Origin of the sequence: Streptomyces humidus (genome assembly GCF_014649655.1) — a bacterium.
Classification (GTDB): Bacteria; Actinomycetota; Actinomycetes; order Streptomycetales; family Streptomycetaceae; genus Streptomyces; species Streptomyces humidus.
In genome coordinates, this window is record NZ_BMTL01000038.1 from 57,153 (window position 1) to 82,678 (window position 25,526).

Sequence of the window (25,526 nt, forward strand, 5' to 3'; positions counted from 1 at the left end):
CCCCGACGCTTCCCTGGAGGACGCCGATGTACCCCGGGACTCACGCCCAGACAACTCCGGCCAAGCCTGCCGTCGTCATGGCCGCCTCAGGCCGGACCCTGACCTACGCCGAGCTCGACGACCAGTCCCGCCGGCTCGCTGTCGGACTCCACGATCTCGGCCTGCGGCGCGGAGACGTCGTCGCCATGCTGAGCGACAACGCACCCGAATGCTTCGTGCTCTACTGGGCGGCTCTGCGATCAGGCCTGTATCTGACAGCGGTCAACCACCACCTCACCGCGAGCGAGGCGGCGTACATCGTCCGCGACTCGGGCGCCAAGGTGCTGTTCGCGTCGGGCCGTCTCGAAGAGCAGGCGTCCGATGCGCTCGCCGAGTGCCCCGGGCTGGAGACGGCGTTCAGCTTCGACGGCCCGATCCCGGGCTACGGGGTGTACGAGACGTTCCTTGAGAGCGCCGAGGACCGCATGCCGGCGGAACAGCCCCGCGGGAGCGACATGCTCTACTCCTCCGGCACCACGGGACGCCCGAAGGGCATCAAGCCGCCCCTGCTGCCCATCGCGGTGGACGAACCCGGCGATCCTCTGACCGCACTGGCGGGGACGTATCTCGGCGTCGGTCCCGACGACGTCTACCTGTCCCCGGCTCCGATCTACCATGCCGCACCGCTGCGCTGGTGCGGAGTGGTCCACGCGTACGGGGGCACCGTGGTGGTGCTGGAGAAGTTCTCCGCCGAGGGCGCGCTCGAGGCACTCCAGAACCACCGGGTGACCGTCGTCCAGATGGTCCCGACGATGTTCGTGCGCATGCTGCAGCTCGACAGTGCTCTGCGGACGAAGTACGACCTCTCCTCTCTGCGGCTGGCCATCCACGCTGCCGCGCCCTGTCCGGTCGAGGTCAAGCGGGCGATGCTCGACTGGTGGGGGCCCAAGCTCGTCGAGTACTACTCCTCGACCGAGATGAGCGGGATGACCGTCATCACCACGCCCGAGTGGCTCAAGAAGCCCGGCTCCGTCGGTCGCAGCGTCTTCGGCCCGATCCACATCTGCGACGAGCGCGGCGAGGAGTTGTGCGTCGGCGAGGTCGGCAGGGTCTACTTCGAGCGCGACGTGCGGCCTTTCGAGTATCACAACGAACCGGAGAAGACGAAGGCCGCCGAGCACCCGGATCACGCCAACTGGACCGCCATCGGCGACCTGGGCTACGTCGACGACGACGGCTATCTGTTCCTCACCGACCGGGAATCCTTCATGATCATCTCTGGTGGCGTGAACATCTACCCGCAGGAGGTCGAGAACGCCCTGGCCCTGCATCCGGCGGTGTACGACATCGGCGTGGTCGGGATCCCGGACCCGGTGATGGGCCAGCAGGTGAAGGCCTTCGTCGCCCTCCGGCCGGGCATCACCCCGTCCGACGCACTGGCGGAGGAGCTCATCGCCTATGCGCGCACCAAGGTCGCGGCGTACAAGGCGCCCCGCTCGGTGGAGTTCATCGACGAGCTGCCGCGCACCCCTACCGGCAAGCTGGTGAAGAGCGCCCTCACCGCGCGGACGTCGGGAGGGGCTACAGGCGGGCACTAGGCTGGGGGAAACCAAGACACATGCCCCTAGGAGCTGAGCCCATGCGCCTTCTGGTGACCCGCGAGGACTACTACGAGGCCGCCATGGCGATCCTCGGGTCCGAGGGCGCGGGCCGGCTCAAGGTCACCACACTGTGCAAGGCGCTCAAGGTGACCACGGGATCGTTCTACGGCTACTTCGGCAGCCTCGACGGGTTCGTCGACGATTTCCTGGCGTACTGGGAGGACTCGCAGACCAAACGCATCGTGCTCCTGGCGAACGCCCCGGACGATCCCGCCGAGCGCATTCACCTGCTCAAGGAGCTCGGCAGCACCCTCCCGCATGCCGCGGAGGGCGCCATCCGGTCGTGGGCACACACCAACCCCAGGGTCGCCGACATGCAGAAGAAGGTCGACGACCGGCGTCTGAAGGCGCTGATCCGCGTTCTGCGGCCCGCGTCGGCGTCGGCACAGGAGGCGCGAGTCCTCGGCACCATGGCCATGACGCTCCTGGTGGGACTCCAGCAGTGGCGTCAGCCGGTGTCGAAGAAGGACTTCAACATGCTCTTCAACGAGTTCGAGCGGATCGTTCGTTCCAGGATGAGCGCCGTGGCCGCCGACGTCTGAGCGGTCCGGCCCGGCGAATCCACCGCTGTGTGAGGATCGGTGCGGACTCGAACAACCGATCCTCACCTCACGAACCGGGGACACCCTGCCTCAGGGCCCCGTGCGGCCGATCACACCGACGCGGTCGGGAAGTCGCCGGCCCGCTGCGCCAACGAGCGCTGCGCGGCGACATACTCGGCCCGGAGCCGGCCGACCAGGTCGCTCACACTCTGACGGCGGGTCACCGTTCCGATCCCCTGGCCCGACCCCCAGATGTCCTGCCAGACCTTCGCGCCGGTGTTGCCGCCGGAGCCGAAGTCCATCGCAGAGGCATCGGAGGTGGGCAGGTTGTCCGGATCGAGGCCGGTCGCCTCGATACTCCCGCGCAGGTAGTTGCCGTGGACTCCGGTGAAGAGGTTGCTGTAGACGATGTCGCCGGCGCCGCCGGCGACGATCATGTCCTTGTAGGCGTCCACGGCATTCGCCTCATGGGTGGCCAGGAACGCGCTGCCGATGTAGGCGAAGTCCGCTCCTGCCGCCTGTGCCGCGAGGATGGAACTCCCGTGCGCGATCGCGCCCGAAAGCAGGACAGGGCCGTCGAACCAGGTGCGGATCTCTCGCACCAGCGCGAACGGCGACTGTGTGCCGGCATGGCCGCCCGCACCCGCGGCGACCGCGATCAGACCGTCGGCACCCTTCTCGACCGCCTTGTGCGCGAACCGCACGTTGATGACGTCGTGGAGGACGATTCCGCCGTAGCCGTGGATGGCGTCGTTGATGTCCTCGCGTGCGCCCAACGACGTGATGACGATCGGCACCTTGTGATCGATGCAGCTTTGGACATCGTCTTCGAGCCGGTCGTTCGACCGATGGACGATCAGGTTCACCGCGAAGGGTGCCACCGGCGTCTCGGGACGAGTCGCACCGAGCTTTCCCAGTTCCTCCTCGATCCGCGCGAGCCAGTCGCGGACCTGGCCGGCGGGCCTGGCGTTGAGCGAGGGCAGCGAGCCGATCACGCCGGCGGAACACTGCGCGATCACGAGTTCCGGGCCGGATGCGATGAACATCGGGGCACACACGACGGGCAGGGACAGTGGGCGCTGAAGCACCTCAGGCATGGGCATGGCTGTTTCTCTCCTCCTGATGCTGGTGTCAGCGGTCACTGAAAGCCGGGGTCCGCTTCTCGCGGAAGGCGGCCGAACCCTCTGCGAAGTCGTGGGCGGCGAGAAGGCCGACCTGACCTGCTCGCTCATGGTGGAACGCGTCCTCGAGCCCACTGAGAGTGGCCCGGTTGATGGCTTCCTTCGTACGCCGGAACGCCACCTGGGGGCCGCCGGTGAGAGTCGCCAGAACCTGGGCCGCCATGGCGGCGAAGGCGCCCTCCGGGGCTACGTGGGTCACCAGGCCCGCGGCCAGCGCGTCGGCCGCGGTGAGCCGCTCCGCGAGCAGGGCCATCCGCAGGGCCCGTGCCCGGCCGACCGAGGCCGCCACGACCGCCGAGGCACCACCGTCCGGCATCAGGCCGACCTTGGTGAAGGAGAGCATGAAGTAGGTCTTCTCCTCGCACAGCACCAGGTCGGCGGCGAGCGCGATCGGAACGCCCACGCCGGCGACCGCACCCCGCGCGAGGGTGACCACCGGCTTGGGGCTCCGGACGATCGCAGCGACCAAACGGTTCGCGCTGTCGATGGTGGCGCCGGCGACCGCGGCGTCGTCGCCGAGGACGGCGGCGGTCTGCAGGTCGGCGCCGGTGCAGAAGGCGCGCTCGTCGCCGGCGAGGACCACGACGGTGACACGGTCGTCCGTCGCCGCATCACCGATCGCGTCGGCGAGTTGCTCCATCACTTCGGCCGTGAGTGCGTTCATCCGCTCGGGCCGGTCGATCGCGACAGTCAGGACACCGTCGGCCAGCTCCGTCTTCATGTGACCTCCATTGACGCCAGATGTAGAGCACTCTACCTTTCAAATGTAGAGCACCTTATCTTAGTGACCCTTGGTCAAGCAGCCCTTGGAGGACTCCGTCTCATGGCTGAAGCTTTCGTCTACGACCACCTGCGCACGCCTCGGGGGCGCGGCAAGCGGACCGGCGCGCTGTACGGAACCAAGCCGATCGACCTCGTGGTCGGCCTCGTCGACGAGCTGCGCAGGCGCAACCCGAGCCTTGACCCGCAGCGCGTCGACGACATCGTGCTCGGTGTGGTCTCTCCGGTCGGCGACCAGGGCGGTGACATCGCGAAGACGGCGGCGCTCAAGGCGGGCCTGCCCGAGACCACCGCCGGCGTGCAGCTCAACCGCTTCTGCGCCTCCGGCCTCGAGGCCGTGAACCAGGCCGCCTCGCGCGTCCGCGGCGGCTTCGAGGACCTCATCATCGCGGGCGGTGTCGAGTCGATGAGCCGGGTGCCCATGGGTTCCGACGGCGGCGCCTGGGCGAACGACCCGGCCACGAACCTCGCCACCGGGTTCGTGCCCCAGGGCATCGGTGCCGACCTGATCGCGACGATCGAGGGGTGGAGCCGCACCGACGTGGACGCCTATGCCGCCGAGTCGCACGCCCGTGCCACCAAGGCCTGGGCCAACGGCCACTACGACGGCTGCGTCATCCCCGTGCGGAGTGTCGCGGGCGACGTGGTGCTGGACCGGGACGAGTTGATCCGGGCCGACACCACCGTGGAGAGCCTTTCGGCCCTGCGCCCCTCGTTCGCCCAGCCGGGCAAGGACGCCGGCTTCGACGACGTCGCCCTCAGCAAGTACCACTGGATCGAGGAGATCGACCACGTCCACCACGCGGGCAACTCCTCCGGCATCGTCGACGGTGCCGCGCTGACGCTTGTCGGCACCGAGGCGATCGGCAAGGAACTCGGCCTCACCCCGATGGCAAAGATCATCGGTGCGGCTGTCTCCGGCGCCGACCCGACGATCATGCTCACCGGCCCCGCCCCGGCAGCCCGCAAGGCACTCGCCAGGGCCGGCCTCACGGTCGACGACATCGACCTGTGGGAGATCAACGAGGCGTTCGCGGCTGTCGCGATGCGCTTCATGCGCGACATGGGCATCGGCCACGACGTCACCAACGTCAACGGCGGAGCCATCGCCATGGGTCACCCGCTCGGTGCGACCGGCGCGATCGTCCTCGGCACCCTGGTCGACGAACTCCGGCGGCGCGGCAGGAAGCGCGGCCTCGCCACGCTGTGCGTCGGCGGCGGCATGGGCATCGCCACGATCGTCGAGCTCGTCTGACCTGCGTCCACACAGACAGCGCGTACGCACAGACAGGCGTACACACAGACAACGGAGAGACACCTGATGAGCACCGAGTCCGCTGTCCGCTACGACATCGACGCCGACGGCATCGTCACCCTCACCCTCGACGATCCGCACCAGTCGGCCAACACCATGAACGACCTGTACATCGCCTCGATGAGCGCGGCGGTCGAGAGGCTGTATGCCGAGATCGACCAGATCACCGGTGTGGTCATCACCTCCGCGAAGAGTACGTTCTTCGCCGGCGGCGACCTCAAAGGCATGCTGAGGACGACGAAGGCCGACGCCCCGGCCGTGGTCACGATGGCCGAGAACATCAAGTCCCCGCTCCGCCGGCTCGAACTGCTGCCGAAGCCGGTGGTCGCCGCGATCAACGGCGCCGCCCTCGGCGGTGGTCTCGAGATCGCGCTGGCCACCAACCACCGCATCGCGGTCGACGGCACCTACGCCATCGGCCTTCCCGAGGTGACCCTCGGCCTGCTGCCCGGCGGTGGCGGTGTCACCCGCACCGTCCGGATGTTCGGCCTGATGACAGCGATCAGTGAGATCCTCGGGACCGGAGCGAAGTTCAAGCCGTCGGCCGCCAGGGAGAAAGGACTGGTCGACCAGGTCGTCGCGGTCCAGGACGACCTGATTCCGGCCGCGAAGGCATGGATCAAGGCCCACCCCGAAGCCACGACACAGCCCTGGGACACGAAGGGATTCAAGATCCCGGGCGGCTCCCCTGCCTCGCCGGGGTTGGCGACCGTCGTTCCGGCTCTTCCGGCGCTGCTGCGGGGGCAGCTCAAGCAGGCCGACTATCACGCTCCGAAGGCGATCCTCTCGGCAGCTGTAGAGGGCGCGCAGGTAGACTTCGACACCGCCTCGCGCATCGAGTCGCGCTACCTGGCGAATCTCATCGTGGGCCAGCAGTCGAAGAACATGATCCAGGCGTTCTTCTTCGACCTCAACGCGATCAACTCGGGTGTCCTGCGCCCCGCCGATGTCGCGAAGTGGAAGAGCACCAAGGTCGGCGTCCTCGGTGCGGGCATGATGGGAGCGGGCATCGCCTACGTCTGCGCACGGGCCGGGATGGACGTCGTGCTCAAGGACGTGTCCCTCGAAGCGGCCGAGCGCGGCAAGACCTACAGCCGGGACCTCAACGAGAAGGCGATCTCCCGCGGCAAGCTCACCCGGGAGCGGTCCGAGGAGCTGCTCGCCCGGATCACCACGACCACCGACCCCGCCGACTTCGCTGGCGTCGACCTGGTCGTCGAGGCGGTCTTCGAGGACGTCGCGCTGAAGCAGAGGGTCTTCAACGAGGTCCTTCCGTTCGTCGACAAGGACGCGCTGCTGTGCTCGAACACCTCCACGCTCCCCATCACCGAGCTGGCCAAGGACATCGCCCGGCCGGCCGACTTCATCGGGCTGCACTTCTTCTCACCGGTCGACAAGATGCCGCTCGTCGAGATCATCTGCGGCACCGAGACCTCTGACGAGGCACTCGCCAAGGCCTACGACGTCGTTCTGCACATGCGGAAGACTCCCATCGTGGTCCAGGACGGACGCGGCTTCTTCACCTCGCGTGTCATCGGCGCCCAGATCGAGGAGGGCCTGGCTCTGCTCCAGGAGGGCCAGCACCCCTACTCCGTCGAGCGTGCCGCCACCCAGGCCGGCTACCCGGTCGGTCCGCTGCAGATCACGGACGAGCTCAACATGGAGCTCATGGTCAAGATCGCCAGGACCGGACGCGAGGCACTCGGCGTGACCGAGCCGACCGTCACCGAGCAGGTCTGCGGCACGATGATCGCGGCAGGCCGCGGGAGCAAGCTCAAGGGGGCGGGCTTCTACGACTACCCCGAGGGCCGGCGTGGCGCGATCTGGTCCGGACTCGGCGAGCTCTTCCCGCTCAGCGACACGCCGTTTCCCATCGAGGACATGCGCGAGCGCATGCTGGTCCGCGAGGCGATCGAGACCGCGAAGTGCTTCGAGGAGGGCGTACTCACCTCCGCCGCGCACGCGAACATCGGCTCGATCCTCGGTATCGGCTTCCCTTCCTGGACCGGCGGAGCCGCGCAGTACATCACCGGCTACGAGGCCCCCGACGGCTCGATCGGCATCGAAGCGTTCATCGTCCGTGCCGACGAACTGGCCGACGCGTACGGCGAGCAACTGCGCCCCACTCAGTACCTGCGTGACCTCGCAGCCAAGGGTGAGACCTTCCCCGCCTGATGCGGACCAGGCCGCGCGCTCCGGGTCGGCCGCGACACCGAGCCGCGGTGCCCGGAGCGCAGTCCAGCGACGTCGGCCAGCGGGTCGGTACGTCCGAAGGTGTCCCATGGTGATGTCGACGGCTGCCAAGAACTCCGCGCTCAAGCCACGCTCCCGCCGTCCTCGCCCTCCGCATCGTTCGTCGACGAAGTCGGGCGTCGGGCGTGACGGCATCTCGCTCAGCAGCTCAAGCGCCCTACGCACCGCCATTGCCGCGATCAACACCTGCGCTCCCACAGCCTGCCACTGCAGACAAGGAACTCAACATGCCCGCCCAGCGGATCCTGCCGACCGACGACGCCGCTGACCTCATCGGCCTCGTCCGCGAGATCGCCGCCCGTGAACTCTCCCCATCCGTGGACGAGCAGGAACGCACCGAGACCTTCCCCCGGGAGGCCTTCCGCATCCTCGGCCGAGCCGGCGTCCTGGGCCTCCCCTACCCCGAGGAATACGGCGGCGGTGCCCAGACCTACGAGGTCTACCTCCAGGCCGTCGAAGAGATAGCCACCGTCTCCAGCAGCATCGGCGTCGGCACCTCCGTCCATGTCCTCTCCTGCTTCGGCCTCGCCACCGCAGGCACCGAGCGCCAGAAGCAACTCTGGCTGCCCGAACTGATCGGCGGTGAACTCCTGGGCGCCTACTGCCTTTCCGAACCACAGGCGGGCTCCGACCCCGCTGCCATGACCACCCGCGCCGTCCGCGACGGCGACGAGTACGTCCTCACCGGCACCAAAGCCTGGACCACCCATGGCGGGCAAGCCGACTTCTACAAGGTCGTGGCCCGCACCGGCCAAAGCCGCGGAGACATCTCCTGCTTCCTCATCCCCGCCCACACGACCGGCCTCACGGCAGACCCTCCCGAGCGAAAAATGGGACTCACCGGTTCCACCACCGCCACCATGCACCTCGACGGCGTCCGCATCCCTGCCGAACGACGCCTCGGCGCCGAAGGCGACGGCCTCAAGCTCGCCCTCGCGGGACTCGACGCCGGACGCCTCGGCATCGCCGCCGTCGCCACCGGCCTGGCCCAAGCCGCGCTCGATCACGCCGTGACGTACGCCCGCGAACGCGAAACCTTCGGCACCCGCATCATCGACCACCAGGGCCTCGGCTTTCTGCTCGCCGACATGGCAGCCTCCGTCGAAAACGCCCGAGCCACCTATCTCGCCGCCGCCCGCCGCAAGGACGCCGGCCTCGCCTACTCCCGCCAGGCGTCCATCGCAAAGCTCGTCGCCACCGAAAACGCCATGAGAGTCACCACCGACGCTGTGCAAGTGCTCGGAGGCTACGGCTACACCCGTGACTTCCCCCTTGAGCGCTACATGCGCGAAGCCAAGGTCATGCAGATCTTCGAAGGCACCAACCAGATCCAACGCCTCGTCATCGCCCGCGCCCTCGACCACGGCGACGATGCCGGCCTGACCGTCGTCAAGCGCTGAACTCATCCTGCCTTCCGACAGGGGTGGTTGGGAGTGGAGTGTCCAATCAACGGTCCTGTCTCATATCCGGCGATAGCGGAGCACAAGGTCATCCGAGGAGTAAGCGTTGACTGCAGAAGAAAAGAGGAATGCGATGCCCACCGTCCCGCGAACCCAGGACCGCTTCTCCCATGACGTGTGGCTGCCGGCTGAGACCATCGAGGTCCGCGAGCGCGCGAGGAAGGCCGTCACCACCCACTTGGCACCGTACGCCCGGGAGATCGGGCAACGGACGGAGTCACCGGAGAGCTTCCCCTGGGCTGCTTTCCGCGGCTTGGCGGCTGAAGACCTGTTCGCTGTGCCTTTCGACGCCGAGTACGGTGCCGGCCTTGAGCACCCGATGCTCGCCACGTGCACGGTCGCCGAGGAGATCGCCTACGAGTCCTCCTCCATGGCCGGCGTGTACGACGGCCAGTGCATCCTCGTACCTCAGACTCTGACCTTTGCCCAACCGGAGGTCCAGGCGCGACTGATCCCCGAGCTGGTCTCGGGGGCGACAGCATTCTCGTTTGCCACCACCGAACCCGAGACAAGCTCCGACCTGACAGCAGAGCGCCTTTCCACCGTCGCGGAACGAACCGCCACAGGCTTCGTGGTCAGCGGCCGCAAACGGTGGATCACCAACAGCGTGGTGGCCGGCTGGGTCTCCGTCCTGTGCCGCGACGGCAAAAGCGGCGGTCGCGCGACCATGCTGCTCGTCGACCTGACCTCGGCAGGCGTGACCATCGGCTCCCCCGACCTGAAGATGGGCCACCGCGGTCAGATCACCGCCGACATCGTGTTCGAGGACGTCGAGGTCCCCGCCGACCAGGTGTTGTGGGAGGCGGGCCAGGGCATGCGGGTCGCGCTCTCAGCGCTGGTCCGTGGTCGCATCGGCATCGGAGCAGCCGGCGTGGGCCTCGCCCAGGCCGCGCTCGACCTCGCCGTCGAGCGACTTCGCTCGCGCCACGTCTTCGGTGCGCCACTCGGCGCCATGCAGCATTGGCAGTTCACGATGGCCAAGCACGCGACCGATATCGAGGCCGCTCGCAGCCTCTATCAGAAGGCGGCACTCCTCCTCGACAAGGGGCACAGCGCTGAACCCGAGGCCGCGATGGCCAAGGCCTACGGCACGAGAGTCGCCAACGACATCGTCCGCGATGCCATCCAGATCCACGGTGCGCTCGGTTTTGCCCGCCAGGTCGGAGCGACAGGCGAATCCGTGCGCCTCGAAGAGATGTACCGCGACGCCAAAATCCTCGAGATCTTCGAGGGCGCCAACGAACTCCAGCACTGGATCGTCGCCCGTCACCTCATCGGACGCGACGTCACGGGATGACAGGAACCAGGAACCGGTGGGGCCCCTTGTGCGTAGGCGCACGGTGGACCACCCTCGGCACCGCGCGGCCCTCGGAGTCAGGTCCAAGACCTTGACACAAGGAGTTGCACCGAGCTGTGCCGCAACGTCGCGTCCGCCCTTGACGAGGGGCATTCAACCGGATGAAAGCGCCGTTGATCACTTCCAGATTCCGCTGCGGTCCCGACCGAGCAGGTCTGCAAGGAGACAGCTCGTACATGTACTTCCAAGTGCGTCAGAGTCCGAGATGTCTGCTACAGAGCGACACCGGACCGCACTTGAAACCCGGAATTCCCGGATATGCGGCGCAGGCGGCAGACGGAAACGACAATACCCGTAGGGCAGATTCGACCCGGATTCGACCCCGAGGGTTTGTTTATCTGCTAAACATGGCCTCTGACCTGCGGAAATATAGAGCGGCAGACGAGCAGGGCTATACGCCGGGTACTGGCCGGGGCATCCAGCGCCACCAGCAGCCGGCCTCGGGCCCGGCCGACCAGAGCGGTCAGCGCGTCCGGTTGAGGGACGGTCTCCTGTTCGCCCCGCAGGACGGCGGTGCCGCGGGCAGGGTAGATCAAGGTCCTCGGCCAGGGGTCTTCCAGGTGGGCGGCGATATTCCCGACGAAGACCGAAGGGATCAGCAGGAGACCGTCGCCGGCGAGGCGGACAGTTCAGCCCTCTCACACCGGTGCGGTGGGCGGGAAGTGCGTGGCGCGGAATTCGGCGAGGGTCTGCTCCACACCGGCGATGGTCAGACGCCAGAAGTCCCAGCCGTCGATCTTGTTGCTGCCGGTCGCGGCCCTGGCGGCGGTGGTCGGGGTGCGCCAGGGGCGGCCCAGGACTTTGATCTGGCCCTCATGGTTCAGGACTGCCTGGTGCGCCTTCTTCTCGTGCCCGCCGATGAGGGTGATGCCGACCTTCAGGTCGTCCGGGTCCAGATGCTCCAGCGGGTCTTCCAGGTCGACTCGGGAGCGTGTCGGGTCGATGGTGGGTTTGATGCCGGGCGTCGTTGCGGCCGGTGTGGGCGCGGCGGCGGGCCGGTCGCAGGCGGGGGCAGGGCCAGGGCCATGGCGGCTGCTGAGCTGTATGGCGCCTCGGGCCCCACCTTGTCGTCGATCAGCTGCTGTATGGCGGGATCGTCCCCGTAGCGGGCGAGCACGCCGACCGCCCGCATGGGGCGACTGCGGAGCAGGGCAGGACGAGGTGAGAGTCGTTGAGCGCGAGGATCCGTATGGTTTCGTCGGCGCGGCACAGGCCGCGTTTCGCTTCGGCCTGCGAGTAGGGGGTGCTGCTGCGCCGGGCGTAGCCGGCGCTGTCGGAGCCGAGCAGGTCGGGATCGCTGTGGTGGGCTGGGTCCAGGAGCAGCGGCTGTTCGCGGTCCAGGTCGTCGGCTGATGCGCGGGCGCGGGTACCGCCTATGACCGGGGACTGGCTGCCCTTGGCGCGGCCTTCCCGGACACCGTTGTAGCGGGCTCCGCCGCTGTTGCAGTGTCTGCAGGCGATGCCGTAGTTCGACACCTCGCAGGCCAGCCACCAGTGACCCGGGTGGCCGGGCACGTCGCGTACTGGGCACCGAAGATCTCGGCTCCCGCACCGAACCCGTGCTGCTCCGGGAAGACGGCCACGGGAGGAAGATCCGGGGGCGCTCCTGGCTGAGGTCTCCCGGCCGTCAGGCGCGCAGCAGGGTGACGGTGCGCCCGGAGGGCGTGGTCCGCTGCGAGAAGGCGGTGCGCTCGTGGACCGGGGCTGCCTGCGGGCGGGTGTCGAAGACGACGAGGGTGCCCGTGGACAGCTCCATGCGGTCCAGGTAGTCGTCCAGCTGTGCCAGCCCCTCGGCGAGGGGGTCTGTGCGGCCCTGGCGCCACACCTTCAGCTCCAGCGCCTCGCGCTGCACCGCCCGCGAACCGTCGGCAGCGGTGTACGGCTGGCGAATCAGCAGGTCCACGCGCCGCCGGCCGACCCCGTACTCCCGGTCGATGAAACCCGCCCCGTTCACGATCCGGTGCAGGTAGGCCATCATCACAAGCTGTGCTGCGGCCTCCGGGTAGGTCGAGGCGGTGGCCAGGATCTCGCCGTTCTCCGGCCAGAACTCGGCGAAGGAGCACAGCAGCTTGTCCATGTCGATCCGGCCGTCCGGCAGCCGGAAGCTGCTCGGGGCGGCGACGACCTGGCCCTCCGTGTTGTTTCCCAGGACCCGGACAATGACCTCCTGGTAGATCGGATTGGCCACCCGCACCGGCGCGTCCGGAGCGACCAGCCCGAGGTCGCGTACGTACGCCAGATCGTCGTCGTACGTGTCCGTCGGCAGGAGCAGCTCGCCCGCGATCACCGGCTGGATCGCCCGCCGCACCCGGTCCTCGCCCAACCTGGCGGCCAGCGAGTCCAGATGCGTCGCACGCGCCAGGATCAGCCGCTCCTTCGCCTCCTCCATGTGCCCGGCCGTGATCGGCGTGTCCGACGGCACCCCCATCTCCTCGACGACCTCCCGGGCCAGCGCGTTGACCAGCCACGGCTGTCCCTGGGTAAAGCCGAAGGCACGCTCCAGCGCATCCACCGTGAAATCCTGGCCCGTCTGCGTGGTGTGCTGCCCGTACAGCCCGGCGACCTCGGCCTCGGTGAAGTCGCCCAACCGCAGCGACGCCACCTTGATGTTGAACGGACTCGACGTACCAAGGCGCCCCGGATCCCCGCCCGAGGCCGCCTTGTAGTCACGCACATCCCGCAGCCCGCACAGCACCACCGCATGCGGGAAGCCGCCACGGCTGACAGTGAAGCCATCGCGCAACTGGCGCAGCACACTGCGCAGGCTCTCCCCCCGCAGCGCGTCGATCTCGTCGAAGAACAGCACCAGCGGACGCGGACAGCTCCGCACCCACTCAGTCAGCCCCCGCGTGAGCCGGGACCCGGGCACCGCGTCGGGCCAGGAGGCGGGGGGCACCAGCTCATCAGGAAGCCCAGCGGACTCCGCGGACCGCCGAATCGCCTCCAGCACCAGCAGCTCGGCCTGGCCGTAGTCCTCCCCGGCCACCTCCGCGCTCTCGCACGAGAAGTGCAGCGCCGCGTACCGGCCCGAGGCCGTCAGTTCCCGGGCCATCGCCGCCAGCACCGTCGTCTTCCCGGTCTGCCGTGGCGCGTGCACCACGAAGTACTGACCCTGCTCGATGTACCCGCGGGCCCTGGGCAGCCGCTCCTGGGCCGGCACCATGTAGTGACGCGTGGGGACGCACGGCCCGGCCGTATTGAAGTAGCGCATACCGTGCACGCTAGCCGACGGCACCGACAACCTGAGGCGACCGTGCACCCGACCACCGGCTACTCCGCCCCGTACGGGCACGAGTGCCAAAGCAGCGGTGCCCCGGCGAGGGGATCACCCGGCGGACAGACGCAGAAACGCGGCCAGCGCCCACTGGGGAGCGGTGACCGCTGGAGCACCTCCGGCGACCGCCAGGGCACGCAGGTCACCGCGGCACAGCTCTTCACGTGCCGATCAGCTCATCCGGGGCACCGCTGTCGTCCCAGTCGGCCTCATGCATCCTTCCCTTGCCGAAACTCTCATCCGGGCTGGTGAGCGACCGAGGCGCGCACTGCGGCCAGTGCCTTGTTGGACAGTTTGGCCGCGGGTCAGGGGCCGGTTCCCCGCGACCACGAACGCCGGAAAGCGGCTGTACCTGCTTCGTCACGGCGGCAAGGAGTGGCTGGATGAAGATCGACACAGTCGCATCGCCGTGGAGACCCGCATGGGCCGCGAGGTCGCCGGCATGGATGGTCTCTACTCGCACGTTGCCCTGGCCATGGAGCAGGAGATTGCCGATTCGCTGCAAAGCAGGTGGCTGCGCCGTTCGTGGTCGGCGAGGGAGGGCACTGGAAAGGCGCCATCTCCCACTGCTCTACCATTCGATCTTGAAAAGTTGTGGAAACCAGCAGGTCAAAGCCGCTCAGGACACGTCGACATAGTTTCGTTCATGAAGTTCATCAGCACCAAGTCCTTCATGCCGTTCGTGTACTACCGCGTCGTCCTCGGCATCGTGATCATCGCCCTGGTCGCGACGGGCGCGCTGAGCCCGCACGCGGCGGAGTCGGCGGGCTGACCCACGCGCGGCGGAGTCGGCGGGCTGAATCCGCTCCTGCGACCGCCTCACGGCCCGCCACCGGTGCGGATACGGGCTTCCTCGGGTCCCAACCCGCTGCCGGGAGCGGGTAGTTGATCGATCGACGAAACGGCCGGTCGTGACCAACCCCATAGCGTCGCGCGTAGCCGTCCAGTAGCGCAGTGTCAGCTCCTGCGCCTAGGCTTGCCGCATGTCCCCCCACTCTGTCGCCTCTGGTTCCGTGCGGTCCGCTGCCGAGTTGAACGAGCGGATCCGCGCCCTCTGGCTGCGCTCGGGCGGGTCGCTGTCGGCCCAGGAGCGCGTCGAGTACGAACTCCTCGTGGTGGAGTGGGCCGCGGCGATCCGCGACGAGGTGGTCGCGGCGGCCTGACCCCGGACCGAGGCAGCCGACGAAATCCGATTCCCGCATCACGGAATCCGCCCTGCCTCGGCGCGATGCCCGCGGCCCGGTCCGGTCGTCTGCGTCTGCGTCTGCGTCTGCGTCTGCGTCTGCGTCTGCGTCTGCGCGAGTGTCGGCTCACCCGGCCGTCCCGGCCACCCGTTCGGCCGTCGAGCCGCCCACGACTTCCCCGCCCGGGAGGCCGATCACCGCACGGGCCTTGGCTGTGCACCCGCCATGCCCAACACTCGGGCCATGACGCAGCGTGTGGAGCTCGCCGCCGTGATGGACCGGCTGGCCGTCGACGGGTTGATCACCGACTATGCCGTGGCGGTGGACGACGGGGACTGGACGGCGTACCGGCGACTGTTCACGGCCGACGGGCGCGCGGACTACCGGTCCGCCGGCGGCATCGAGGGCGAGGCGGTGAACGTCGCCTCCTGGCTCGAGGACACCATGCGCTCGTTCGCGATGCGGCAGCACCTCATCGTCAACCGCCGGGTGCGCTTCGGCGTCCTGGACCAGGACACGGGCGACACCGCACAGGTGCAGGCCGACTACGTCAACCCCATGCGGCTCGCCGACGAGCGGGACGGCGCACCGGCCGAGGCGCCCGACTTCGTCTGCGGCGGCCGGTACTCCTTCGCTCTGCTGCGGACGCCGGACGGCTGGCGGGTGCGCGAGGTGGTCGTGCGGGAGAAGTGGCGGCGGCTGCCCGGCTGAGGGGGCCCTCGGCCGACGGCGTCTCCCGGCAGGCCGGAGCCGATGGCCACGGCTGCCCGGCCGACGACGTCTTCCCGGCTCACCCGGACGCCGCCGGAAGCCGGGCGGAGAAAGAAGCCCTGTCGGAGATCGTCCTCGACGCGCACACTGAAGCGACCCAACCCGGGTAGGGAAGTGTCGTATGAAGACGTTCGGACACTGGCTCACCTCCCCCTGGCGGCGGACGACCCTCGCGGCTCTCGCGGGCGCGCTGCCCGTGCTCGCGTTTCCCGCGCCCGCCCTGTGGTGGTGGGCCTACCTGGCGCTCGTCCCCTGGATCCTGCTGGCCCGCTCCGCGCCCACGGGGCGGCGGGCCGCGTACGACGGCTGGGCCGGCGGGTTCGGCTTCATGCTGGCCATGCACCACTGGCTGCTGTCGGATCTGCACGTCTTCACGCTCGTCCTGGCCGCGCTGCTGGGCGGGCTCTGGGCGCCGTGGGGCTGGCTGGTGCGCCGGTTCCTCGCCGGGGCGGCCCAGGCTCCCACCCGCGGGCGGGTCCTCGCCGCACTGCTGGTCCTGCCCTCGGCCTGGCTCGCCGTCGAGCTCGTCCGCTCCTGGCAGGGGCTCGGCGGGCCGTGGGGGGTGCTGGGGGCCAGTCAGTGGCAACTGGCGCCCGCTCTGCGGCTCGCCTCCGTCGGCGGGGTGTGGCTGCTCAGCTTCCTGGTGGTGGCGGTCAACGTGGCCGCCGCCGTCCTGATCGCACTCCCCTCCTCCCGGATGCCGGCCGTCGCCGGACTGGCCGCCACCGCGGCCCTGGCCTCGGCCGCGTGGGCCTGGGCGCCCCGGCCCGGCGCCGACGGGCAGACCCGGATCGCCGTCGTCCAGCCGGGTGTGATCGACGGGCCCGACCAGCGCTTCGACCGCGAGGAGCAGCTGACTCGCCGACTGGTCGGGCAGGACGTCGATCTGATCGTCTGGGGCGAGAGCAGCGTCGGCTACGACCTCGCCGAGCGTCCCGATCTGGCCAGGCGCGTCGCCGGGCTGGCCCGGGCGACCGGGGCCGACGTCCTCGTCAACGTCGACGCCCGCCGCTCCGACCGGCCCGGCATCTACAAGAGCTCGATCCTCGTCGGCGCGGGCGGCCCGACCGGCGACCGGTACGACAAGATGCGTCTGGTGCCGTTCGGCGAGTACATACCGGCCCGTTCGCTGCTCGGCTGGGCCACCTCGGTCGGCAAGGCGGCCGGCGAGAACCGGCGGCGCGGCACGGAACAGGTCCTGATGGGCGCCGGTCACGGTGTGCGGTTCGGGCCGATGGTGTGCTTCGAGACGGCGTTCCCGGACATGAGCCGGCACCTCGTCGAGAAAGGCGCGGACCTGCTGGTCGGTCAGTCGTCGACCTCGTCGTTCCAGCGGAGCTGGGCGCCCGCGCAGCACGCCTCGCTGGGCGCCCTGCGCGCCGCGGAGACCGGCCGGCCGTTCGTCCACGCCACCCTCACCGGCGACTCCGCCGTGTACGACGCGCGCGGCCGGCGACTGGGCTCGTGGCTGGGCACGGACGCGAGCACGGCGGCCGTCTACGACGTGCCGCTCGCCGACGGCGTCACCCTGTACGTCCGCTACGGGGACTGGGCCGTGCACGCGGCCCTGCTGGTACTCGTGGCCGTGGGGCTCGCCGAGGGCGGCCGGGCCGTCAGGCTGCGGCGGACCGCTCCAGCACCGCTCGGACCACCCGCTCGCACAGTTCGTGAGTCGCCAGCGCGTCCCGGGCGCTGAGCACCTTTCCCGCGCGCACGGCGTCGAGGAAGGCGAGGACCGCCTGCTCGATGCCGCGCTGCCGGGCCACCGGCACCCAGTCGCCGCGCCGCCGCACCGTCGGCTGTCCCTTGTGGTCGACGACCTCGGCGAGATTGATCACCTGGCGCTTGGTGTCCTGCCCGGACACCTCCAGGACCTCCTCGTTGGAACCGCTGAGCCGGTTCATCACGCCGAGGGCGGTGAAGCCGTCGCCGGCGAGCTGGAGGACCACGTGATGCAGCAGGCCGTCCACGACGCGGGCGCGGACGGTGACGTCGTCGACCGGGCCGGGCGCCAGGAAGCGCAGCGTGTCGACGACGTGGATGAAGTCGTCGAGGATCATCGTGCGCGGTTCCTCGGGCAGGCCGACCCGGTTCTTCTGCAGGAGGATCAGCTCGCGCGGATGGTCGGCACACTGGGCGTAGCCGGGGGCCAGGCGCCGGTTGAAACCCACGGCCAGAGACGTGTCCCGGGTCTCCGCGAGCGCCACCAGCCGCTCGGAGTCGGCGAGCTCGTAGGCGAGGGGCTTGTCCACGTACGTCGGGACGCCCGCCTCCAGCAGCCGGGTCACGATCTCGGGGTGGACGGCGGTGGGAGCGTGCACGAAGGCCGCGTCCAGGCCGGCGGCGAGGAGTGCGTCGAGGTCGCGGTGTCGTTGCTCGCGGGGCAGCCGGAGGCCGTCGGCGACCCGGTCGAGGGTGGCCGGGGAGCGGGTCTGCAGGTGGAGCTCGATCCCGGGCAGCGCGCCCAGCACGGGCAGATACGCCTTCTGCGCGATGTCGCCGAGTCCGACGCAGCCGACCTTCACGGGCGCTCCCTCACTGCTCGCCTTGCCTGCCCCGCAGCATACGGCCCCGTCCCGGCCGGGCGGCCGGGCGGCCTGCGGGCCGGCCTCGGACCGTACCGCCCGTGCGTCCGGTGCGGCCGGCGCGTCCGTAGTGGCCAGTGCGGCCGGCGCGTCCGGTGCCGAGAGTCGGCAGGCCGGGGGACGACGGGGCGGCGGGGCGGCGGGCGAGGGACGACGCGGCGGCGGGCCGCCTGCCTCGTCGGCGGAAAATCCGTGGTGGGCGGGGCGGTGAGGAGACACCATGCGGGCATGACCACACCGCGCACCGAACCCGCCCTGAACGCCGACGAACGCACGATGCTGGAAGGCTGGCTGGACTACCACCGGCAGACCCTGGCGCAGAAGTGCGAGGGCCTCACCGACGCACAGCTGCGCACCGCCTCCGTGCCGCCGTCCGAACTGTCCCTGATGGGACTGGTGCGGCACATGGCGGACGTGGAGCGCAGCTGGTTCCGCAGGGTGCTCGTGGGCGACGGCGCCGGACCGATCCACTACAGCGAGGCGGATCCGGACGGCGAGTTCCACCTCACCGAGCAGGACACCTGGGCCCAGGCGCACGCCGCCTGGCAGGCCGAGATCGAGGTGGCCCGGCGGTACGCGGCCGACTTCGCCCTGGACGACCTCTCCCGCGGCCCGAGCAAGTACACCGACGAGCCGTTCAGCCTGCGCTGGATCTACACGCACATGATCGAGGAGTACGCCCGCCACAACGGCCACGCCGACCTCATCCGCGAACGGATCGACGGCGTCACGGGTGACTGAGGCAGAACCGAGGCAAGGCTCGGAGCGCGAGCCGGCCGGGCACAGGAGCCGGGCCCGCCGCCACCGCTCATCGCTCCCCTCTCCACTCCCCCTCCCCGAGCCGCAGCTCCATCCTGCTGATCGCCGCGCGCACCCCGTCCCCGTAGCTGTCCTCGCCCAGTGCGTCGGCCGCCCTGCGTGCCCGGCGCACATGGGTGCGGGCGGCATCGGCGCGGCCGAGTTTCACGTAGTCCGCCGCCAGGTTGAGGTGGAGGGACGGGAAGAGCGCCCTCGCCTCGGCCGACCCCTGGTCCCGGGCGGCCGACCCCTGATCCTGGGCTGCGCCCTGAGGCTCCTCCCACGGCCCCCGGTGCTCCCGCTCCGGCTGCCCGCACTCCCCCACCGAGCCGCTCTGGTCCCGCCCGGCCGAGCCGTCATGCTCCTGCGCCGCTGTCAGCGCCCGAAGATCCCACGCCAGTTCGTCCGAGGGGTCGTCCTGGGTGTCGGCGAGATAGTGGGCGAGGGTGCAGCGGTGCAACGGGTCGCCCTCCTCGCCGATCTCCGTCCACAGGTCGAGGAGCCTGCGGCGGGCCTCTTCGCGGTCTCCCCCGTGGTGCAGCATCACGACCTGCCCGATCCGCGTCAGCAGGGTGTCCGTCGTCGTCCGCCCCTGTCGCTCCGCCACCCTCGGCCTCCTTGCGTCGTTGCGACGACGCTAGCCGCCGGCGCGGGCGATCACGGTCAGGCGGCACCGCGCCGCGGCGGGGCGAGTGGCCCGAGCCGCGGCGGGGCGGGTCAGGCCAGGTTCGGGATGGTCCAGTCGATCGGCTCGTGGCCCTGCTGGGCCACCGCCGCGTCGATCTGGGTGAAGGGACGGGAGCCGAAGAACTTCTTCGCCGAGAGCGGCGAGGGATGCGCGCCCTTGACCACGACGTGCCGCGTCTCGTCGATGAGCGGCAGCTTCTTCTGCGCGTAGTTGCCCCACAGGACGAAGACCGCGGGGTCGGGACGGTCGGCCACCGCGCGGATCACGGCGTCGGTGAACTTCTCCCAGCCCTTGCCCTTGTGCGAGTTCGCCTCGCCGGAGCGGACGGTGAGGACCGCGTTGAGCAGCAGAACACCCTGCTGCGCCCACGGCATCAGGTAACCGTTGTCCGGGATCGGCGTGCCGAGCTCGGCGTGCATCTCCTTGTAGATGTTGCGCAGGGACGGCGGGATCTTCACCCCCGGCCGCACGGAGAAGCACAGGCCGTGCCCCTGCCCCTCGCCGTGGTAGGGGTCCTGTCCCAGGACGAGCACCTTGACCCGCTCGTACGGCGTCGCGTCGAGCGCGGCGAACACCTCCTCGCGCGGAGGGTAGACAGGGCCTCGCGCCCGCTCCTCCTCGACGAACTCCGTCAGCTCCTTGAAGTAGGGCTGCTGCAGTTCGTCGCCCAGAACCCCGCGCCAGGACTCGGGCAGCATGGCGATGTCGGTCACGTCAACGTCCTTTGGTGTGCGGTCGCTTCAGACCACAGAACCTACAGGCGACCACTGACAACGCGTCCCGGGGACCGTCCGAGGAGCGCCCCCCGGACGGTCCGCCGACCGGCCCGTCCGTCAGCCGGTCCAGCCGCAGGTCCAGCAGCTCGTCCACCAGCTGGTCTACCAGCTGGTCTTCCGCGACAGCTCCCACACCGTCATGATCGTCGCCGGGTCCAGGGAGCGCTCCGCGCCCGAGACGTCCTCGGACGAGGCGATGTACTGCTTGCCCTGCCACAGCGGCAGCAGCCGGGCGTCCCGGACGAGGATCTGCTGGGCCTCCTCGAAGTCCTTCACCACGTCGGCGCGGTCGCTCTCCCGACGGGAACGGGGCAGCAGCACCTGCGTGATCTGCTTCTCCGGGTAGGGCGTGCCGAGCGCGTTCTGCTCACCCACGAAGGGGGCGACGAAGTTGTCGGGGTCCGGGAAGTCGGGGGCCCAGCCGCGGCCGAACACCGGGTACTCGCCCTTCTGGTAGCCGACCACGTAAGCGTTCCAGGGCCGGCTCTTCAGCGTGACCGTGAACAGGCCCGTCGCCTCGAGCTGGCTCTTGATCTCCTTGAACTCCAGCCCGGTGTCGGAGCCGTAGCGGTCGGTGGTGTACCAGAGGGTGAGCGGCACGGTCTCGGTGATGCCGCCCTCTTCGAGGATCTTGCGGGCCTTGGCGGTGTCGGGCTCGCCGAAGGAGTCGAAGAAGCCGGTGGTGTGGCCCGTCAGCCCGGTCGGGACCATGGAGTACAGGGGGTCGACGGTGTCCTTGTAGACCTTGTGGGCGATCGCCTCCCGGTCGATGATCTGGGCCACGGCCCGCCGCACGGGCAGTCTGTCCGACCAGGAGTCCTTGGGGTTGAAGACCAGGTAGTTGATGTTGGTGCCAGCCCCCTCGACGAGCTGGATGCCCTCGTTGGCGCTGCCCTTGCCCTCGAGGTCGACGATGTCGTCGGCGGCGAGGCCCTGGTAGGTGATGTCGATGTCCTTGGCGCGCAGGGCCTTGACCATGGCGCCGGAGTCCTGGAAGTAGCGGATGGTCACCGCGTCGTTCTTGCGGTCGGCGAGGCCCTTGTAGCTGTCGTTGCGCACGAGCACCGACTGCTTGCCCTCCTGGTAGGACTGCAGCCGGTAGGGCCCGGAGCCGACGATGCCGTCGTCCTTGCGCAGGGACTTCGCGGGGTAGTCGTCGGGGTCGACGACCGACATGCCGGGGGTGGCGAGCACGAACGGGAAGGTGGCGTCGGCCGTGTTGAGCCGGAAGAGCACCTCACGGTCGCCCTTCGTCTCGACGCTGTCCAGGCTGCCGAGCAGTCCGCTGGGGCCGGTGGGGGCGTTGATCGTCCGGATCCGGTCGATCGAGTACTTCACGGCCCGCGCGTCCAGCTTGTCGCCGTTGGAGAACTTGAGCCCCTCGCGCAGTTCGCACTTGTAGACGCGACTGGTGCTGTCCGTGAATTCACACGACTCGGCGGCGTCGGGCTGCGGGGCCGTCGTGCCGTTCGGGTAGCTCAGCAGCGTCTGGTAGACGTTGCGGAACAGCTCCCAGGAGCCGTCCCAGGCGGCCGCGGGGTCCAGCGTGCTGGGAGCACTGGTGGTGCCCACGACGATCGGCCCGGCGTCGTCGGAGCCCTCCGTCCCCAGGAGGCTGCACCCGGCCACCAGGGATATGGACACGATCGCCGCCATCTGCTGCAAGGATCGGTTCCGGTTGAACACGCGCACGCTCCTCGATCTGCCATGCCAAGGGTTGGCAGACCATACCGCAGCGCCACGTGGCTTGAACCCGCGCCTGTACGGCGTTCATGATCACTCTCGGTATGACGACGTTGTCATCCCCGTGTTCGAGGCGCGCATGTCCCTGTATATGACGAAACGGGTGCCGTTTCCCTCGAGGAAACGGCACCCGTGGACGCGATCATCACGGTTCGGTACAGACCGGTTCGGTACGGACCGGTTCGGGCCGGGCGGGTCCGGGCCGGGACGGGCTCAGCCCAAGCCGGCGTTGAGGAAGATGCCGCCGTCGACGACGAGCGTCTGACCGGTGATCCAGTCCGCCTGCTGCGAGGTCAGGAACGCGGCCGTGCCGCCGATGTCGGAGGGCACGCCGAGCCGGGCCAGCGGGTAGGACGCGGCCGCCTCCTCCTCTCGGCCCTCGTACAGGGCCTGGGCGAACTTGGTCTTCACCACGGCCGGGGCGATCGCGTTGACGCGCACCCGCGGCGCGTACTCGTGCGCCAGCTGCATGGTCAGGTTGATCATCGCGGCCTTGCTGATGCCGTACGCGCCGATGAAGGGCGAGGCCGACAGGCCCGCGACGGAGGCGATGTTGACGATCGCACCCCCGTTCTCCTTCTGCCAGGCGTGCCAGGTCCGCTGCGCGAAGCCGAGCGCGGAGAGCACGTTGGTCTCGAAGACCTTGCGGGCCACGTTCAGGTCCAGGTCGGCGATCGGCCCGAACACCGGGTTCGTACCGGCGTTGTTGACCAGGAAGTCGATGCGCCCGAAGGCGTCCATCGTGCGCTCCACGGCGGCGGCCTGGTGCTCCTCGTCGTGCGCCTTGCCTGCGACGCCGATGACCCGGTCGGCGCCGAGCCGCTCGACGGCCTCCTTCAGGGCGTCCTCGCCCCGGCCGGTGATGCAGACCCGGTCGCCGCGGGCGACGAGCGCCTCGGCGACGCCGTAGCCGATGCCTCGGCTGGCGCCCGTGACGAGGGCGACCTTGCCGGAGAGTGCGGGCAGTTCAGTCATGTTCGTGATCCCCAGGGTTCTTGGCGGCGGTCAGTCGAGCGGTCCGCCGGCGACGTACAGCACCTGGCCGGAGACGAAGCCGGCGGCCTCGTCGGTGAAGAAGGCGATCGCGTTCGCGATGTCGTCGGGCTCGCCCACGCGCGCGACCGGGATCTGGGTGGCGGCCGCCGCCTTGAACTCCTCGAAGCCCATGCCGACGCGGGCGGCGGTGGCGGCGGTCATGTCGGTGGCGATGAAGCCGGGTGCGACGGCGTTGGCGGTGATGCCGAACTTGCCGAGCTCGATGGCCAGGGTCTTGGTGAAGCCCTGCAGACCGGCCTTGGCGGCCGAGTAGTTGGCCTGGCCGCGGTTGCCGAGCGCCGAGGAGGAGGACAGGTTGACGACGCGGCCGAAGCCGGCGTCGACCATGTGCTTCTGGACGGCCTTGGTCATGAGGAACGAGCCGCGCAGGTGCACGTTCAGGACGGTGTCCCAGTCGGCGGCGCTCATCTTGAACAGCAGGTTGTCGCGGAGCACACCGGCGTTGTTGACGAGGATCGTCGGCGCGCCGAGTTCCTCGACGACCCGGGCGACCGCCGCCTCGACCTGGGCCTCGTCGGAGACGTCGGCGCCGATGGCGACGGCCCTGCCGCCGGCCGCGGTGATCTTCTCGACGGTGTCCTTGCAGGCGGCCTCGTCGAGGTCGACGACCGCGACCGCGCGGCCCTCGGCCGCCAGTCGCACGGCGGTGGCCGCTCCGATGCCCCGCGCCGCGCCCGTGACCACGGCGACCCGCTGCTCAGTGGTGGACATTGCTGGTTCTCCTCGCCCTTGAGAAAGCCTGGTGCGCCCGAGCGGGCGCCGTTCCGCCGGGGCGCTGGCGCCCCCGACTGGTGAGCGACCGCTTAGTACCTTCGGCAGACGTGACGCTAGAAGCCCTGGCACCCGGTGTCAACGCCACACGTCGCCGGTGTGATCCATTACCTCACCAGCAGCCGGAGCAGCCGCTCCGTCTCGGCGGCCGGGTCAGCGGTGAGCCCGGTGTGCACCGGGCCCGGCTGGACGATCGTCGAGCGGGGCGCGATGAGCCAGCGGAAACGCCGTCCGGCGTCGTCGCCTGCCGCCTGACCGGCCGCCGCGCCGCCCGCGCACACGCCTTCGACCGCCCGCAGAGCGGCCCGCACCCCTGCCACGTCCGCCCGCGGATCCAGTGCCAGCAGCTTCGCTTCGTCGAGGTGGGTGCGGGCGCCGACGTAGTCCTGGCCGCGGCAGTACACCAGCACGCCCGCGTTGACGCACTCGCCGCGCTCGACGCGCGGGACGACGCGCAGCAGCGCGTACTCGAAGACGTCCCGGTCGCCGCCCTGGCCGGGCCTGATGATGTGGCGGTCGTTCACTCGGTCCCCTTGATGCGGTCGTGGATGACGGCGGCGCGTGCCAGGAGCGGCGCAGCATAGGCGTGCCGGAGCGCGTCGGGGGTGTCGAAGCCGGGCTCGTCCGCCAGCCAGACGTCCGGGATCTCGGCGGTGACCTCGGCCAGCAGGTCGGCCGTGACCAGCGGGGCCAGCTCCGCCGCCGCGGCCGCGACGTCCGGCCCGAAGGGGGCGAGGACGTGGTCGGACGCGTCGTAGGGGCGGGCCGCGGAGGTCTCGGCGGTGGGCCAGTTGTGCTGCCAGATCATGGTGGCGCCGTGATCGACGAGCCACAGGTCGCCGCGGTGCACCAGGAGGTTGGGGTTGCGCCAGGAGCGGTCGACGTTGTTCACCAGCGCGTCGAACCAGACGATCCGGCCGGCCTCCTCGGAGCTCACCGGGAAGGCGAGCGGGTCGAAGCCGAGGGCGCCGGAGAGGAAGTCCATGCCGAGGTTGGTCCCGCCGCTCGCCTTCAGCAACTCCTGCACCTGACTGTCGGGTTCGCCGAGTCCCAGCAGGACGTCGAGCTCCACGGCCGCCAGACCGGGCACCCGCAGGCCGAGCCGGCGGGCCAGTTCGCCGCAGACCACCTCCGCGACGAGCGTCTTGCGCCCCTGTCCGGCGCCGGTGAACTTCAGGACGTACAGGCCGAGATCGTCGGCCTCGACGAGCCCCGGCAGGGATCCGCCCTCGCGCAGGGGCGTGACGTAGCGGGTCGCGGTGACTTCCTTGAGCATCGCCCCAGGTTACTGGGCCTGGGCCGATGCGCGGCCGACAGCTCGGCGACAGCTGCGGCTTACGCCGCGCTCATGT

Annotated in this window: 22 protein-coding genes and 1 pseudogene; 11 read left to right on the top strand and 12 right to left on the bottom strand. The window is 69.7% G+C overall.

Annotated features, from left to right (window positions below; all coding sequences use genetic code 11):
* Window positions 1–26 precede the first annotated feature (26 nt).
* Together IE239_RS34130 and IE239_RS34135 are read left to right on the top strand one after the other, a co-directional pair.
* Window positions 27–1,577, top strand: coding sequence for an acyl-CoA synthetase (locus IE239_RS34130; protein ID WP_190153339.1), 1,551 nt, complete (start codon window positions 27–29; stop codon window positions 1,575–1,577).
* Between the two features lie 41 nt (window positions 1,578–1,618).
* The gene (locus IE239_RS34135) at window positions 1,619–2,182 is read left to right on the top strand and encodes a TetR/AcrR family transcriptional regulator (protein ID WP_190153340.1); all 564 of its coding nucleotides are present in this window, start codon (window positions 1,619–1,621) and stop codon (window positions 2,180–2,182) included.
* Between the two features lie 110 nt (window positions 2,183–2,292).
* On the opposite strand, the gene IE239_RS34140 is transcribed toward IE239_RS34135, so the two are convergent.
* Together IE239_RS34140 and IE239_RS34145 are read right to left on the bottom strand one after the other, a co-directional pair.
* On the bottom strand, window positions 2,293–3,324 hold the full coding sequence (locus tag IE239_RS34140; RefSeq protein WP_229878540.1) for an NAD(P)H-dependent flavin oxidoreductase: 1,032 nt from the start codon (window positions 3,322–3,324) through the stop codon (window positions 2,293–2,295).
* Window positions 3,314–4,084 carry an enoyl-CoA hydratase-related protein gene (locus IE239_RS34145; protein ID WP_190153341.1) on the bottom strand — a complete coding sequence of 257 codons (771 nt, stop codon included), beginning with the start codon at window positions 4,082–4,084 and terminating at the stop codon, window positions 3,314–3,316. The genes IE239_RS34140 and IE239_RS34145 overlap by 11 nt, the downstream gene beginning before the upstream one ends.
* A gap of 102 nt (window positions 4,085–4,186) precedes the next feature.
* On the opposite strand from IE239_RS34145, the gene IE239_RS34150 reads away from it, so the two are divergent.
* From IE239_RS34150 to IE239_RS34165, 4 genes are all read left to right on the top strand, one after another.
* Window positions 4,187–5,398, top strand: coding sequence for an acetyl-CoA C-acetyltransferase (locus IE239_RS34150; protein WP_190153342.1), 1,212 nt, complete (start codon window positions 4,187–4,189; stop codon window positions 5,396–5,398).
* Between the two features lie 66 nt (window positions 5,399–5,464).
* Complete coding sequence (locus IE239_RS34155) at window positions 5,465–7,633, top strand: 3-hydroxyacyl-CoA dehydrogenase NAD-binding domain-containing protein (RefSeq protein WP_190153343.1); 2,169 nt, start codon at window positions 5,465–5,467, stop codon at window positions 7,631–7,633.
* Between the two features lie 305 nt (window positions 7,634–7,938).
* Window positions 7,939–9,111 (top strand): acyl-CoA dehydrogenase family protein, encoded by a 1,173-nt coding sequence (locus IE239_RS34160; protein ID WP_190153344.1) that lies wholly within the window; start codon window positions 7,939–7,941, stop codon window positions 9,109–9,111.
* A gap of 106 nt (window positions 9,112–9,217) precedes the next feature.
* Entirely contained in the window at window positions 9,218–10,468 is a 1,251-nt protein-coding gene (locus tag IE239_RS34165; protein ID WP_229878542.1) for an acyl-CoA dehydrogenase family protein, read from the top strand.
* Window positions 10,469–11,602: 1,134 nt separating this feature from the next.
* Here IE239_RS34165 and IE239_RS42600 read toward each other — a convergent pair.
* Together IE239_RS42600 and IE239_RS34175 are read right to left on the bottom strand one after the other, a co-directional pair.
* Entirely contained in the window at window positions 11,603–12,043 is a 441-nt protein-coding gene (locus IE239_RS42600) for a hypothetical protein (protein WP_229878543.1), read from the bottom strand.
* Between the two features lie 112 nt (window positions 12,044–12,155).
* Entirely contained in the window at window positions 12,156–13,739 is a 1,584-nt protein-coding gene (locus tag IE239_RS34175) for an ATP-binding protein (protein ID WP_229878544.1), read from the bottom strand.
* 697 nt (window positions 13,740–14,436) lie between these two features.
* Between IE239_RS34175 and IE239_RS34180 the strand changes: the two are divergent.
* From IE239_RS34180 to lnt, 4 genes and pseudogenes are all read left to right on the top strand, one after another.
* Window positions 14,437–14,574: pseudogene (locus IE239_RS34180) on the top strand (UDP pyrophosphate phosphatase); the annotation flags it as partial.
* Between the two features lie 211 nt (window positions 14,575–14,785).
* Window positions 14,786–14,965: a hypothetical protein gene (locus tag IE239_RS34185; protein ID WP_190153346.1), complete on the top strand. Its 180-nt coding sequence runs from the start codon at window positions 14,786–14,788 to the stop codon at window positions 14,963–14,965.
* 264 nt (window positions 14,966–15,229) lie between these two features.
* A complete protein-coding gene (locus IE239_RS34190; protein ID WP_190153347.1) occupies window positions 15,230–15,697 on the top strand; it encodes a nuclear transport factor 2 family protein in 468 nt (155 codons plus the stop codon).
* A gap of 181 nt (window positions 15,698–15,878) precedes the next feature.
* Complete coding sequence (lnt, locus tag IE239_RS34195) at window positions 15,879–17,453, top strand: apolipoprotein N-acyltransferase (protein ID WP_190153348.1); 1,575 nt, start codon at window positions 15,879–15,881, stop codon at window positions 17,451–17,453.
* On the opposite strand, the gene IE239_RS34200 is transcribed toward lnt, so the two are convergent.
* A complete protein-coding gene (locus IE239_RS34200) occupies window positions 17,371–18,282 on the bottom strand; it encodes a Gfo/Idh/MocA family protein (RefSeq protein WP_190153349.1) in 912 nt (303 codons plus the stop codon). The genes lnt and IE239_RS34200 overlap by 83 nt on opposite strands.
* Before the next feature lie 288 nt (window positions 18,283–18,570).
* On the opposite strand from IE239_RS34200, the gene IE239_RS34205 reads away from it, so the two are divergent.
* On the top strand, window positions 18,571–19,083 hold the full coding sequence (locus IE239_RS34205; protein ID WP_190153350.1) for a DinB family protein: 513 nt from the start codon (window positions 18,571–18,573) through the stop codon (window positions 19,081–19,083).
* Between the two features lie 67 nt (window positions 19,084–19,150).
* Here IE239_RS34205 and IE239_RS34210 read toward each other — a convergent pair whose 3' ends face one another.
* The 7 genes from IE239_RS34210 to IE239_RS34240 form a co-directional block, all read right to left on the bottom strand.
* The gene (locus IE239_RS34210) at window positions 19,151–19,747 is read right to left on the bottom strand and encodes a hypothetical protein (protein WP_190153351.1); all 597 of its coding nucleotides are present in this window, start codon (window positions 19,745–19,747) and stop codon (window positions 19,151–19,153) included.
* A gap of 110 nt (window positions 19,748–19,857) precedes the next feature.
* A complete protein-coding gene (gene ung, locus IE239_RS34215; RefSeq protein WP_190153352.1) occupies window positions 19,858–20,541 on the bottom strand; it encodes a uracil-DNA glycosylase in 684 nt (227 codons plus the stop codon).
* A gap of 165 nt (window positions 20,542–20,706) precedes the next feature.
* Window positions 20,707–22,290: an ABC transporter substrate-binding protein gene (locus IE239_RS34220; protein ID WP_229878545.1), complete on the bottom strand. Its 1,584-nt coding sequence runs from the start codon at window positions 22,288–22,290 to the stop codon at window positions 20,707–20,709.
* A 270-nt stretch (window positions 22,291–22,560) separates the two neighbouring features.
* A complete protein-coding gene (locus tag IE239_RS34225) occupies window positions 22,561–23,322 on the bottom strand; it encodes an SDR family oxidoreductase (protein WP_190153353.1) in 762 nt (253 codons plus the stop codon).
* 30 nt (window positions 23,323–23,352) lie between these two features.
* Window positions 23,353–24,114 (bottom strand): 3-oxoacyl-ACP reductase FabG, encoded by a 762-nt coding sequence (gene fabG / locus IE239_RS34230; protein WP_190153354.1) that lies wholly within the window; start codon window positions 24,112–24,114, stop codon window positions 23,353–23,355.
* A gap of 167 nt (window positions 24,115–24,281) precedes the next feature.
* Window positions 24,282–24,698 (bottom strand): DUF3037 domain-containing protein, encoded by a 417-nt coding sequence (locus IE239_RS34235; RefSeq protein WP_190153355.1) that lies wholly within the window; start codon window positions 24,696–24,698, stop codon window positions 24,282–24,284.
* On the bottom strand, window positions 24,695–25,450 hold the full coding sequence (locus IE239_RS34240; protein ID WP_190153356.1) for a HipA family kinase: 756 nt from the start codon (window positions 25,448–25,450) through the stop codon (window positions 24,695–24,697). The genes IE239_RS34235 and IE239_RS34240 overlap by 4 nt, the downstream gene beginning before the upstream one ends.
* Window positions 25,451–25,526: the final 76 nt, after the last annotated feature.